Origin of the sequence: Emticicia sp. W12TSBA100-4, assembly GCF_040253585.1 — a bacterium.
Classification (GTDB): Bacteria; Bacteroidota; Bacteroidia; order Cytophagales; family Spirosomataceae; genus Emticicia.
In genome coordinates this window covers 1-279 of the sequence record NZ_JBELAU010000107.1, presented here as the reverse complement: position 1 = coordinate 279, position 279 = coordinate 1, and the positions used below count along the sequence as shown (strand labels likewise).

The window sequence follows — 279 nt, the reverse complement described above, 5'->3', positions numbered from 1 at the left end:
GGGCGGTGGAAGTTATTCATGGTCTAATGGACTTGGAACAAGTGCCATAGTAAATATCACAAGTTCAGGCATTTACACTGTAACAGTAACAAATAGCAATGGCTGTACGGCAACTGCTACCACCAATGTCACAATTGATAACAGTGTACCAAATGCAGGCATCACAGGGACAACGAATTTAACTTGTACAACGACATCAGTAAGCCGAACAGCCACAGGTGGTGGAACGTACTCATGGTCAAATGGACTTGGAACAAATGCGACTGTAAGTATCACAAG

1 protein-coding gene is annotated in these 279 nt (G+C 43.4%); it reads left to right on the top strand.

Annotated features, from left to right (window positions below; translation table 11 throughout):
* On the top strand, positions 1-279 hold a 279-nt coding region (locus ABR854_RS25970; protein ID WP_350268750.1), incomplete at both ends, for a hypothetical protein.